This is a genomic window from Streptomyces sp. YS-3 (assembly GCF_045257485.1).
Classification (GTDB): Bacteria; Actinomycetota; Actinomycetes; order Streptomycetales; family Streptomycetaceae; genus Streptomyces.
The window spans coordinates 1-12,321 of record NZ_JBJHPC010000179.1 but is presented as its reverse complement, the minus strand read 5'-3'; the positions used below and the strand labels follow the sequence as shown (position 1 = coordinate 12,321).

The 12,321-nt window shown below is 70.4% G+C and carries 9 protein-coding genes and 1 tRNA gene; 2 read left to right on the top strand and 8 right to left on the bottom strand.

From position 1 onward, the window contains the following. Positions 1-182: 182 nt before the first annotated feature. Positions 183-264 (bottom strand) — tRNA-Leu (locus ACJA3G_RS16825). A gap of 398 nt (positions 265-662) precedes the next feature. Here ACJA3G_RS16825 and ACJA3G_RS16820 point away from each other — a divergent pair. Together ACJA3G_RS16820 and ACJA3G_RS16815 are read left to right on the top strand one after the other, a co-directional pair. Continuing rightward, the gene (locus ACJA3G_RS16820; RefSeq protein ID WP_406553802.1) at positions 663-1,433 is read left to right on the top strand and encodes an ABC transporter ATP-binding protein; all 771 of its coding nucleotides are present in this window, start codon (positions 663-665) and stop codon (positions 1,431-1,433) included. Positions 1,434-1,502: 69 nt separating this feature from the next. Then, positions 1,503-4,031, top strand: a complete 2,529-nt coding sequence (locus ACJA3G_RS16815; protein WP_406553801.1) for an ABC transporter permease — start codon at positions 1,503-1,505, stop codon at positions 4,029-4,031. A 66-nt stretch (positions 4,032-4,097) separates the two neighbouring features. Here the strand turns inward: ACJA3G_RS16815 and ACJA3G_RS16810 are convergent, their stop codons facing one another. The 7 genes from ACJA3G_RS16810 to eno all read right to left on the bottom strand — a co-directional run bounded on the left by ACJA3G_RS16810 (position 4,098) and on the right by eno (position 12,111). After that, complete coding sequence (locus tag ACJA3G_RS16810; RefSeq protein ID WP_406553800.1) at positions 4,098-5,366, bottom strand: phospholipase D-like domain-containing protein; 1,269 nt, start codon at positions 5,364-5,366, stop codon at positions 4,098-4,100. Positions 5,367-5,465: 99 nt separating this feature from the next. After that, the gene (locus ACJA3G_RS16805; RefSeq protein WP_406553799.1) at positions 5,466-6,770 is read right to left on the bottom strand and encodes a class I SAM-dependent methyltransferase; all 1,305 of its coding nucleotides are present in this window, start codon (positions 6,768-6,770) and stop codon (positions 5,466-5,468) included. A gap of 211 nt (positions 6,771-6,981) precedes the next feature. Then, complete coding sequence (locus ACJA3G_RS16800; RefSeq protein WP_406553798.1) at positions 6,982-8,361, bottom strand: NAD(P)/FAD-dependent oxidoreductase; 1,380 nt, start codon at positions 8,359-8,361, stop codon at positions 6,982-6,984. A 380-nt stretch (positions 8,362-8,741) separates the two neighbouring features. Then, a complete protein-coding gene (locus tag ACJA3G_RS16795) occupies positions 8,742-9,656 on the bottom strand; it encodes an exopolyphosphatase (protein ID WP_406553797.1) in 915 nt (304 codons plus the stop codon). Beyond that, positions 9,653-10,189 (bottom strand): DUF501 domain-containing protein, encoded by a 537-nt coding sequence (locus ACJA3G_RS16790; protein WP_406553796.1) that lies wholly within the window; start codon positions 10,187-10,189, stop codon positions 9,653-9,655. The genes ACJA3G_RS16795 and ACJA3G_RS16790 overlap by 4 nt, the downstream gene beginning before the upstream one ends. Positions 10,190-10,245: 56 nt before the next feature. Next, positions 10,246-10,722 carry a septum formation initiator family protein gene (locus ACJA3G_RS16785; protein ID WP_406553795.1) on the bottom strand — a complete coding sequence of 159 codons (477 nt, stop codon included), beginning with the start codon at positions 10,720-10,722 and terminating at the stop codon, positions 10,246-10,248. A 99-nt stretch (positions 10,723-10,821) separates the two neighbouring features. Further along, positions 10,822-12,111 carry a phosphopyruvate hydratase gene (gene eno / locus ACJA3G_RS16780; protein WP_406553794.1) on the bottom strand — a complete coding sequence of 430 codons (1,290 nt, stop codon included), beginning with the start codon at positions 12,109-12,111 and terminating at the stop codon, positions 10,822-10,824. Between the last annotated feature and the right edge of the window lie 210 nt (positions 12,112-12,321).

Here is a 12,321-nt window from a genome sequence, read left to right as displayed (position 1 = left end):
GAAGCCGGGGGCGGAGGCTGCGGGGTGGAGCCGTGGAGCCGGCGGAGTGGATCCGGAGCCGCGCGGGAAGCGTTCACCCACGCGTCGCTCATTCGTCGGTAATCGGCCGCAGGGCCCGTTCCGCGGTCGTTCCGCCCACCGAATTATCGGTTCTTCACGCTCTTCCCCGAGGGGGCGAGAGGTGCCCGGAGCCGGACTTGAACCGGCACGGCCCTAGGGCCAGCGAGGTTTAAGCTCGCCGTGTCTGCTTTCCACCATCCGGGCTGGTCGCGCGGTTCCTACGTTCCCCCGAAGAGCCTATCGGGACGGCTCCCCCGCCCGGCGGATCGATGGCCGATGTTGTCTTATTTTATTGGCGCTTGAGGGGGCGTCAGTCCGGCTGAGAACCCTTCCGGCACATGCCGGAGGCGGTTGGCAGGCATACCGGTCAGCCGGACTGTGCGTAACGGAATGACGCGAATTCGACTCCCGCCCGCGCGGCCCGCGGACGACCGGCGCGGATGCCGGCGCCTAAGGGGCGGTGTCATACCGCAGGAGGAGGCGGGCGGCGTCCGCGTAAGACTCAAGACGGCCCGCGAACGGGCACAGGGATGGACGATCCCGGGGCCCCGCGGCATCGAGGATGGAGGAGTCCCCGCACCACGTCCGACAGGAGCCTTCCGTTGACCACCATCCCCACCGCACACCGCGCCACCGCGGTGGCCGCCCGCGCCACCGAGCTGTCGAAGGTCTACGGCGCGGGCGAGACCCAGGTGGTCGCGCTCGACCGGGTGACGGTCGACTTCCACCAGGGCGAGTTCACCGCGATCATGGGCCCCTCGGGCTCCGGCAAGTCCACGCTGATGCACTGCGTGGCCGGGCTCGACTCGTTCAGCTCCGGGTCGGTCCGCATAGGCGAGACCGAGCTCGGCTCCCTCAAGGACAAGCAGCTCACCCAGCTGCGCCGCGACAAGATCGGCTTCATCTTCCAGGCGTTCAACCTGCTGCCGACGCTGACCGCGGCCGAGAACATCACGCTGCCGATGGACATCGCCGGCCGCAAGCCGAACAAGGAGTGGCTGGCCAAGGTCATCGACATGGTGGGCCTGTCCGGGCGGCTCTCCCACCGGCCCACCCAGCTCTCCGGCGGCCAGCAGCAGCGCGTGGCCGTGGCCCGCGCCCTGGCCTCCCAGCCCGAGATCATCTTCGGTGACGAGCCGACCGGAAACCTGGACTCCCGCGCGGGCGCCGAGGTTCTCGGCTTCCTGCGCAACTCGGTGCGCGAGCTCGGCCAGACCGTGGTCATGGTCACCCACGACCCGGTCGCCGCCTCCTACGCGGACCGCGTGATCTTCCTCGCCGACGGCCGGATCGTCGACGAGATGCTGCACCCGAGCGCCGACGGCGTGCTGGACCGCATGAAGGAGTTCGACGCGCTGGGCCGCACCAGCTGATCCAGGGGCACAGCCCCGCACCGTCCGTCCCTTCGCCCGGCCCCCCACCCCAGGACTGAGAAAAGCCCCATGTTCAAAACCGCCCTGCGCAACGTGCTCGCGCACAAGGCCAGGCTGCTGATGACCGTGCTCGCCGTGATGCTCGGCGTGGCCTTCGTCTCCGGCACCCTGGTCTTCACCGACACCCTCAAGAGTGCCTTCAAGAACCAGTCGGCCAAGAGCTACGACAACGTGGCCGTGGCCATCGAGTCGTACGGCAGCCGGGACGACGACAAGCAGGACCCGGGCGTCGGACGCCGGACCCTCGACAAGATCGCGGCCCTGGACGGAGTCACCTCGGTCAACGGGCGCGTCGACGGGTTCGCCGGGGTGGCCGACAAGAAGGGCAAGCTGATCGGCCAGGGCTGGGCCAACAAGGGCGGGAACTTCTCGCCGAGCCGCGACGGCAAGGACCCCGCCTACACCTTCACCGCCGGTACCGGGCCGGTCCGGGACGGGCAGATCGCGCTCGACGAGGACACCGCCGACAAGGGCGGGTACCAGGTCGGGGACCGGATCCGCGTCGCCACCAACGGGCCGGTGAAAACGTACACCCTCGCCGGTGTGTTCACCACCGAGGACGGCTCGGTCAACGCGGGCGGCAGCCTCGTCCTGTTCGACACCAAGGTGGCGCAGCAGCTCTACCTCAAGCCCGGCTTCTTCGAGAAGGTCAACGTCTCCGCGAAGCCCGGTGTCGACGCCCAGAAGCTCCTGGACCAGGTCCTGCCCACGCTGCCCGAGCACGCGACGGCCCGCACCGGACAGGCGCTCGCCGCGCAGGAGGCGGACGACATCGAGGAGGGGCTGAGCGCGCTCAGCCAGACCCTGCTGGCCTTCGCCGCCATCGCGCTCTTCGTCGGCATCTTCCTGATCTCCAACACCTTCACCATGCTGGTCGCCCAGCGCACCAGGGAGCTGGCCCTGATGCGCGCGGTGGGCGCCTCGCGCTCCCAGGTGCGGCGCTCGGTGCTCACCGAGGCGCTGGTCGTCGGCACGGTCGCCTCGGCGGTCGGCTTCGGGCTCGGTCTCGGGCTCGCGGTGGGGCTGCGCTCCGCGATGGACTCCTTCGGCGTGAAGCTGCCGGCCGGTTCGCTGATCGTCTCCTCCACCCCGGTGATCGCCGCGCTGGCCGTCGGTGTGCTCGTCACCCTGGCCGCCGCCCTGCTGCCCGCCTGGCGCGCCGCGAAGATCCCGCCGGTCGCCGCGATGAACAGCGTGCACGCCGCCGCGACCACCAAGTCGCTGGTCGTGCGGAACACCATCGGCGCGGTCATCACCCTGGGCGGCTTCGCCGCGGTCCTGGCCGGCGCGGGCGCCGGGCGGGACGGCAAGAACATGATCGGCCTCGGCGCCTTCCTCTCCCTGGTCGGCATCATCGTGCTCATCCCGCTGCTGTCGCGGCCGGTGATCGCCGTGGTACGTCCGGCGCTGGCCCGGGTGTTCGGCGTCTCCGGCAAGCTGGCCAGCCAGAACGCGGTGCGCAACCCGCGCCGCACCGGCGCCACCGCCTCCGCGCTCGCCATCGGTCTGACCCTGGTCACCGCGCTGTCGGTGCTCGGCATCACGGTCGGCAAGGCGATCGACAAGACGACCACGGACAACATCAAGGCCGACTACATGGTCGCGATGGCCAGTGGCGACCGGCTGGACAAGTCGGTCGTGCCGGAGCTGCGCAAGGCGCCGGGCGTCACCGCGGCCTCGCCCAAGGAGTCCTCGTATCTCCAGATCGACGGCGACTTCCGCTCGGTCACCGGGGTGACCCCGGGCGACATCGAGAAGGTGCTGAAGGTCGAGACGGTCTCCGGCTCGCTCGCCACCCTCGGCCAGGGTCAGCTCGCCGTGGACGACGAGACCGCTGAGAAGCGGGGCTGGAAGCCGGGCACGCGGCTGCCGGTCGAGTTCGACGACAAGAAGAAGACGACGCTCACCGTCGGCGCGGTCTTCAAGAAGCAGGAGTTCCTCGACCCGGTGCTCGCCGCGACGTCGGTCCTCGACCCGCACGAGACCCGGCCGCACATCGAGTCGGTCTTCGTGAAGATGTCCGGCGGCGCCACCAAGGCCAATGAGCAGGCGCTGGTCAACGCGCTCGGTGACAACCCGGCGATCAGCTTCATGGACCAGCAGGACATCCGCGACACCTTCGGCGGCATGATCAACACGCTGCTGAACATCATGTACGGGCTGCTCGCGATGGCGCTGCTCATCGCGGTCCTGGGTGTCGTCAACACGCTGGCCATGTCGGTCTTCGAGCGCCAGCAGGAGATCGGGATGCTGCGGGCGATCGGCCTGGACCGCGCCCGGGTCAAGCGAATGATCCGTCTGGAGGCCGTCGTCATCGCGGTCTTCGGCGCGCTGATCGGCGTGGGCCTCGGCACCTTCCTGGCCTGGGCCATCGGCGAGACCATCAAGGGATCGATCCCGGCGTACGCGCTGGTGATCCCGTGGGACCGGATCGCGCTGTTCATGGCGCTCGCGGGTCTGGTGGGCGTGCTGGCCGCGATGTGGCCGGCCCGCAGCGCCGCCCGGCTGAACATGCTGACGGCGATCAAGACGGAGTAGGCACACCTGCGCGAAGGGCCCGGGACGGCATCCGGCGTCCCGGGCCCTTCGCCGTGTCCGCCTTCGTCAGCTTCCGGCGCAGTACGACATCAGCCGGTCGTGGTTGGCCTTGAACTGGTCGTAGACCACGTCGTCGTTGATCTTCAGAATGGTCTCGTCGTTGGAGCGCAGCGCCTGCCACGAGTAGTTGTGGCTGCCGGTCCAGACGATCTTCTCGTTGGCGACGCCCTCATAGACGCCGTTCACCAGCAGGTACTTGGAGTGGATGCCGATGTTGACCGAGTGCCCGGCGGGCGGGGTCTCGAAGCACTCCACGCGCTGGGTGAGCTTGCCGTAGACGATGGACTCGACCGTCTTGCCCATCGACGGGACGCCGCTGCCGCCGCCGTCGGGGTTGGCGTCGGCCGCCAGATAGACCTTGCAGCCCGCGTTCACCATGGAGACCAGCTTGCTGGCGATCTGGTCGCGGTAGAAGAGGTTGGCCGCCATCCGCACCTCGGAGTGCTGGGTGGCGGAGCAGGTGACCTTGTCGAGGATCAGCTTGACCGTGTCGGTGGCCGGGTCCGTCGAGTAGGTGGTGCCGGACCTCTCCTTGCGGGGGAAGAAGTACGTCTTGTAGTTCGGGTTGGTCGAACTGATCGGCGTGGAGTAGTAGTCGTTGTCGCTGGTGCCCGCCGATCCGTTGGCCACCTGGTCGTTGAAGTACGCCTGGTAGTTGGCGTAGAGACCGGCGTCGACCAGCGTCACGGCGTTGTTGAAGAGGTCGGTGCGCTGGGTGCCCGACATGTTGGCCGAGGTCTGCACCACGACGTTGTCCGCGCCTCCCGTGTGGGAGAAGAGGAAGAACTTGTTGTGGTTGATGGAGCCGTCGTCACCGGAGTTGAGCTTGCGGTTGGCGATGCAGGCGCGGCCCTGCGGGCAGGACAGGATCCAGGAGGCCTTGGTGCGGTCGGTGCCGAGCGCCGCGGCCAGGTTCTCGTACTCGCCGCCCTTGGTCAGCTCGGTGCCGTCGGGCCGGTAGTTGTGCGACTTGTAGTCGACGACGAGCTTCACGGCGACACCGCGGTCCTTGGCGGCGATCAGCGCGGTGCGCAGCACGTCGTCGGTGAAGGTGTACATCGACATCTGGACGGTGCTGCCCGCGGGGGCGTCGTTGACCAGCGAGACGACGTAGTCGCGGATCCGGTCCTGGTCGGCGGTGGTGCCCGACGGGTCGTTGAAGAGCGCCCCGTCGGTGACCGTGAGGGTGTCGGCCGAGGCGGCACCCGGCCCGGCGAAGACGGACATCACGGCAACGGCCAGGCCGAGGAGCCAGGTTCTGCGGTGGCGGGGCACACCGGCCTCCAGTGCATAGGGCTACGAATAGCACGTACATGACAAATCGGACGGCGAGATTCCGTCCGATCGGTCGAAGGTACCAACGCGGCCCGCCCGCTACCGGTCCGGGCTCCCCCAGCTACGCGCCCGCAGCGGCATCCCGGAGGCGCCCCCCGGCGGGGTCTTCACCGCCAGGACCTGGTTGACGCCGATCCGGTTGCGCTCGAAGGAGAGCGCGCAGGCGGCCATGTAGAGCCGCCAGACCCGGGCCCGGCCGGGGCCGGTCAGCCGCACCGCCCGCGCCCAGCCCGCCTCCAGACTCCCCACCCAGCGGCGCAGGGTCAGCGCGTAGTGCTCGCGGAGCGCCTCCACGTCCCGCACCTCGAACCCGGCGTCCTCCAGGGTCGCCAGGGTCCGCCCGAGCGGGGCCAGCTCCCCGTCGGGGAAGACGTACGCGTCGATGAACTCGTCCACGTGGTAGCCCGCTTCGTCCCCCTCGGGGCGCCGCGCGATCTGGTGGTTGAGCAACCGCCCGCCGTCCTTCAGCAGGGCGTACAGGTCGTCCGCGTACTCCCGGTAGCGCGCCGAGCCCACGTGCTCGGCCATCCCGATCGAGGAGATCGCGTCGTACGGCCCGTCCGTCACGTCCCGGTAGTCCTGCACCCGGATCTCGACCCGGTCGGCCAGGCCCTCCTCGGCGACGCGCTTGCGGGCGTAGGCGGCCTGTTCGGCGCTGAGCGTGATGCCGACGGCCCGGGCGCCGTGGTGGCGGGCGGCGTGCAGGGCCATCGAGCCCCAGCCGCAGCCGACGTCGAGCAGCCGGTCGCCCTCGCCGAGGCCGAGCTTGCGGCAGACCAGCTCCAGCTTGTCGTGCTGGGCCTGCTCCAGGGTGGCGTCGGGGTGCTCCCAGTAGGCGCACGAGTACACCATCGAGGGGCCGAGGACCAGCTCGTAGAAGGCGTTGCCGACGTCGTAGTGGTGGCTGACGGCCTGCCGGTCGCGGCCCCTGGTGTGCAGCGGGCCGGTCCGCCTGCGCAACTCCTCGGCGGGCGGGGCGGGCGGCGGCAGGGGCCGGCCGAGCAGCAGGAGCTCGCGGACGGCGGCCCGCAGCCTCGGGTCGCGCAGGGGACGGACGGCGGCCCCGGAGCCCTTGCCGCGCTCCCAGAGCAGCCCGGCCACCAGGTCCAGGGTCCGGTAGAGGTCCCCCTCGATGTCGAGCTCGCCCGCCACCCAGGCGCGCGCCAGGCCCAGTTCGCCCGGCTTCCACAGCAGCCGGCGCAGGGCCCGGCGGTGGCGCAGCACGAGCACCGGGGCACCCGGCGGCCCGGCCTCGCTGCCGTCCCAGGCGCGGATACGGACCGGCAGGTCCTGGCCCAGGAGCTCACCCGCGAGAGCGGTCAGCCGCGTCGCGGCGTCGGCCATGGCGCACACCTCCGTGAAGTCGGCCCCCCGGGCCCGGCACCGTGCCCCGGACAAGATTGCCCCGGGCGCCGGGCATCCCGCTACAGCGCCACGGGCGTACCTCGCGGGCGCGCGGTGGGAGGCCGGGCCCGGGCGCGCACGCCGAAGGGGCCGCCCGCACCACGGATGGCGGACGGCCCCTTCGGGCGTTGCTACGGGAGGCTGACCGGGGTCAGGAGGCCTTCGCCTTCTCCTCGACCTTCGCGGCCGGGGCCGGAGCGGGCTTGGCGGCCTCGTAGAACTCCTCGCGCGGAGTCTCCATGGCGCCGAGCGAGACGACCTCGCGCTTCAGGAACATCGCGAGGGTCCAGTCGGCGAAGACACGGATCTTGCGGTTCCAGGTGGGCACGGCCAGACCGTGGTAGCCACGGTGCATGTACCAGGCGAGACGGCCCTTGAGCTTGATCTTCATCTTGCCCATGACGATCATCGCGACGCCCTTGTGGAGGCCGAGGCCCGCCACCGCGCCCTTGTTGGCGTGGGCGTACTCCTTCTGCGGGAAGCCCCGCATGCCGGAGACCACGTTGTCGCCGAGGACCTTGGCCTGGCGCAGCGCGTGCTGGGCGTTCGGCGGGCACCAGGCGTTCTCCACGCCGGCCTTGCGGGCGGCGAGGTCCGGGACCTGCGCGTTGTCGCCCGCGGCCCAGATGTAGTCGGTGCCCTGGACCTGGAGGGTCGGGGCGGTGTCGACGTGGCCGCGCGGGCCGAGCGGCAGACCGAAGCGGGCCAGCGCCGGGTTGGGCTTGACGCCCGCGGTCCACACGATGGTGTTGGAGTCGACCTCCAGGCCGTTCTTCAGCACCACGTGGCCGTCGACGCAGGAGTCCATGGACGTCGAGAGGTAGATCTCGACGCCGCGGCCCTCAAGGTGCTCCTTGCCCCACTTGCCGAGCTGCGGCCCGACCTCGGGGAGGATCTTGTCGGCGGCGTCGACCAGGATGAAGCGCATGTCCTCGCGCTTCACGTTGGTGTAGTACTTGGTCGCGTCGCGGGCCATGTCCTCGACCTCGCCGATCGTCTCGGCGCCGGCGAAGCCGCCACCCACGAAGACGAAGGTCAGGGCCTTGCGGCGGACGTCCTCGTCGGTCGTGGAGTCGGCCTTGTCCAGCTGCTCCAGGACGTGGTTGCGCAGTCCGATGGCCTCCTCGACACCCTTCATACCGATGCCCTGCTCGGCGAGGCCGGGGATCGGGAAGGTGCGGGAGACCGCGCCGAGGGCGACGACCAGGTAGTCGAAGGGCAGCTCGTAGGCCTCACCGACGAGCGGCGAGACCGTGGCGACCTTGCGGTCCTGGTCGATGCTGGTGACACGGCCGGTGAGCACCTCGGCTCCGCGCACGACGCGTCGCAGCGGGACGACGACGTGGCGCGGGGAGATGCTGCCTGCGGCGGCTTCGGGGAGGAAGGGCTGGTACGTCATGTACGACCGCGGGTCGACGACCGTGACGGTCGCCTCGGCGTAGCGCATCTTCTTGAGAATGCGCCGTGCCGCGTACAGGCCTACGTACCCACCGCCTACGACGAGGATTCGGGGACGCTCCGTGGTGCTCATGCCATCGAGTATCCACCCCCCTGTGGAGCCTCGCTCGTGCGCCCCTTCACAAGGTCCGACGGGGTCTCTGCTACACTTCGCGGCCCACGTGACCGAGGTCATGGTGGCCGGAGGGAACCACGGGGCCCGAGGGAACGTTGTTCACCCCTCCTGAACTGGCCCTCACAGGCTTACGGGGACTGGACCACCGGGTCGGGAAACACGTCCGTAACACGGGGTCGACCCCCTGGATCGCGCCCTGTTGAGCCGCTCGGCCTACAGAAGAGAGGCCTGCGGCCCCCAATCGGGGTCGACCGGCGGGTTTTCCTTGTGAAGAACTTCACGAACTTTCTCGCGGCGGGTGGTCCGAAGGGCCCCCAACGGGCCCTCCGGAGCCGTTTTCACGCGACCGACCAGGCGATTCCGTCGAGGATGTCGTGCTCGCTCACCACGACCTCCGGGGCGCCCGTGCGCTCCATGACCGCCAGCAGGACCAGCGCGCCCGCCGCGATCACATCGATCCGGCCCGGGTGCAGTACCGGGATCGCCGTGCGCTCCTCGTGGGTGGAGGACAGGAGGCGCTCGGTGACCCGCCTGACGTCCTCGTAGGAGATACGGGAGTGGTGGATTGCCGCCGAGTCGTACGCGGGCAGCTCCAGCGCGATCGCGGCGACCGTGGTCACCGAGCCCGCCAGACCCACCAGGGTGCGCGGCTCGCGCAGCGGGACCGTCTGCCCGGCCAGGTCCAGCGCGGCCTCGATGTCCGCCCTCATCGCCGCGATCTGCTCGGGCGTGGCGGGGTCGCCGGGGTGGTGGCGCTCGGTCATCCGTACACAGCCCACGTCCACCGAGCGGGCCGCGCGCACCTGGCGCGAGCCGACCACGAACTCGGTGGAGCCGCCGCCGATGTCGACCACCAGGTAGTCGCCGTCGGCGTGCAGCTCCCTGGTGGCGCCGGTGAAGGAGAACTCGGCCTCCTGGTCGCCGGTGATCACCTCGGGCTCGACGCCCAGGATGTCCAGGACGCCCCGGACGAACTCGTCCCGGTTCTCGGCGTCGCGGGAGGCGGAGGTGGCCACGAAGCGCAGCCGCTCGGCGCCGAACTCCTTGATGACCGCCGCGTACTCGCGGCAGGCGGCGAAGGTGCGCTCCAGGGCCTCGGGGGCGAGGCGCCCCGTACGGTCCACGCCTTGCCCCAGGCGCACGATCGTCATCCTGCGGTCCAGGTCGACGAGTTCACCGGTGGCAGGGTCCGCGTCGGCGACGAGGAGGCGGATCGAGTTCGTCCCGCAGTCGATGGCGGCGACCCGGGTCACTTCTCGCCCTCCCCGGGCACGCAGGGGGTGACGCAGGGGCCCTTCGCCCACCACTCGGGCAGCATCGCGATGGCCTCGTCGCCCAGCGGGTTGACCCCGGGGCCGGCCGCCAGCGAGTGGCCGACCAGGACGTGCAGGCACTTCACCCGGTCCGGCATGCCGCCCGCGCTCGGGAAGCCCTCCAGGACCTCGATGGCGTCGCGGCGGGCGATGTAGTCCTCGTGGGCGGCGCGGTACGCCGCGGCCAGCTCGGGGTCGGTCGCCAGACGCTCCGTCATCTCCTTCATGACGCCGTTGGCCTCAAGGGTGCCGATCGCGGACGCGGCCCGCGGGCAGCTCAGGTAGTACGTCGTCGGGAACGGCGTGCCGCCGGGCAGCCGGGGGGCCGTCTCGACCACGTCCGGGTTGCCGCACGGGCAGCGGTGCGCGATCGCGCGCAGTCCGCGCGGCGGGCGGCCCAGCTGCTCCTGGAAGGCGGCGATGTCCGCGTCGGTCGGCTCGGTGCGGGGCGTCTGGGGCGGGGGCGTTTCCATCGCGGTGTCTGTCTCAGTCTCTGTCTGTCTGGATCTGTCGCTGGCGGTTCACGTCGTCAGTCGCCGGGGCGGTCGGCCTTGTCCACGCCGTCCCAGAGGTTCTGGTGCCAGGGGCGGCCGGTGGTCGCCCTGCCGTCGCGGCGGCCCTTGCCGGCCGACGGGTCGGTCACGGTGTAGCCGGTCTCGCCCGGGAACTGCATGTGCAGGTGCTCACGGGCCAGCCGCTTGATGTACGCGTCGTCCTGCAGCCGCGCCTTCTCGTCACGCAGCCGCTCGACCTGCACCACCGCGTCGTGCTCCTTGCGGCGCTCCTCGGCGATGTCGCCGCGCTGCGACACGTACTGGCGCATCGGGTACGCGAGGGCCACCACCAGCGAGCACATCACCAGGGCGAGCAGCGCCGCCCGCCCGGTGAGCCGGGAGCGGCGTGCCTGGCGCTTCCGCTGCGACCGGTAGACACGGGCCGCGGTCTGCTCGCCGAGCACCTTGAGCCGGGCCGCGGTGGAGAACCGGTCCCGGTTGCCCTTGGCCATGTCGCCCCGCTCCCCTCACGTACGTACAACGTCCCCGGACACGGTACGGGACCGCGGCCGGGGACGTACGGACGACAGGGCGGTGGGCCCTGGCCGGGGCTACTGGTTCGCGGAGCGGAAGCGCGGGAAGGCGCTGCGGCCCGCGTACACCGCGGCGTCGTCGAGGATCTCCTCGATGCGCAGCAGCTGGTTGTACTTGGCGACGCGCTCGGAGCGGGCCGGGGCGCCGGTCTTGATCTGGCCGCAGTTGGTGGCGACGGCGAGGTCGGCGATGGTGACGTCCTCGGTCTCGCCGGAGCGGTGCGACATCATGCACTTGAAGCCGTTGCGCTGGGCGAGCTCGACGGCGTCGAGGGTCTCGGTCAGCGAGCCGATCTGGTTGACCTTCACCAGGAGGGCGTTGGCCGACTTCTCCTCGATGCCGCGGGCGAGGCGCTCGGGGTTGGTCACGAACAGGTCGTCACCGACCAGCTGGACCTGGTCGCCGAGCCTGGCGGTGATGGTGTTCCAGCCGGCCCAGTCGTCCTCGAAGAGCGGGTCCTCGATGGAGACCAGCGGGTACGCCTCGACGAGCTCCGCGTAGTACTCGGTCATCTCGGCGGCCGTGCGGGACTGGCCCTCGAACTCGTACTTGCCGTCCTTGTAGAACTCGGACGCGGCGACGTCGAGGGCGAGCGCGACGTCCTTGCCCGGGGTGTAGCCGGCCTCCTTGATGGCCTCCAGGATCAGGTCCAGGGCGGCGCGGTTGGAGTCCAGGTTCGGGGCGAAGCCGCCCTCGTCGCCGAGGCCGGTGGACAGGCCCTTGCGCTTCAGGACGGCCTTGAGGGTGTGGTAGACCTCGGTGCCCCAGCGCAGCGCCTCGGAGAAGGACTCCGCGCCGATCGGCGCGATCATGAACTCCTGGATGTCGACGTTGGAGTCGGCGTGCGACCCACCGTTGAGGATGTTCATCATCGGGACGGGCAGCAGGTGCGCGTTCGGGCCGCCCAGGTAGCGGAAGAGCGGCAGGTCGCTGGCCTCGGAGGCGGCGTGCGCGACGGCGAGCGAGACGCCGAGGATGGCGTTGGCGCCGAGCGAGCCCTTGTTGTCCGTGGCGTCCAGGTCGAACATCGCCTGGTCGATCAGGCGCTGCTCGGTGGCGTCGTAACCGACGAGCTCCGGGCCGATCTGCTCGATCACCGCGAGGACGGCCTTCTCGACGCCCTTGCCGTGGTAGCGGTTCGGGTCACCGTCGCGGAGCTCGATGGCCTCGAACGCGCCGGTGGACGCTCCGGACGGAACGGCGGCACGACCCGTGCTGCCGTCGTCGAGGCCGACCTCGACCTCGACCGTGGGGTTGCCTCGGGAGTCCAGGATTTCCCGGGCTACGACGACGTCGATGGACGGCACGAGCATCTCCTTCTGGGATGTGACGCGGAAACGCCGGGCCGCTTGGTCCGGCACCCCTGAGCCTAACCGGCTCCGGGGCATCCACCAGCCGACCGACCGGCCCGTGGGACGAAACGGGGGGCAAAATGTTCCCGAACTAAACAAACCACCGCCCCTGTGTGGGGGCGGTGGTTTGTTTAGTTCGGGAACATTTTGCCCCCCGTTTCGTCC

Excerpts from the sequence above, each read along its gene's own strand:
- ACJA3G_RS16815 (WP_406553801.1), top strand. The coding sequence starts at position 1,503 with ATGTTCAAAACCGCCCTGCGCAACGTGCTCGCGCACAAGGCCAGGCTG.
- ACJA3G_RS16805 (WP_406553799.1), bottom strand. The coding sequence starts at position 6,770 with ATGGCCGACGCCGCGACGCGGCTGACCGCTCTCGCGGGTGAGCTCCTG.
- ACJA3G_RS16800 (WP_406553798.1), bottom strand. The coding sequence starts at position 8,361 with ATGAGCACCACGGAGCGTCCCCGAATCCTCGTCGTAGGCGGTGGGTAC.
- ACJA3G_RS16790 (WP_406553796.1), bottom strand. The coding sequence starts at position 10,189 with ATGGAAACGCCCCCGCCCCAGACGCCCCGCACCGAGCCGACCGACGCG.
- ACJA3G_RS16785 (WP_406553795.1), bottom strand. The coding sequence starts at position 10,722 with ATGGCCAAGGGCAACCGGGACCGGTTCTCCACCGCGGCCCGGCTCAAG.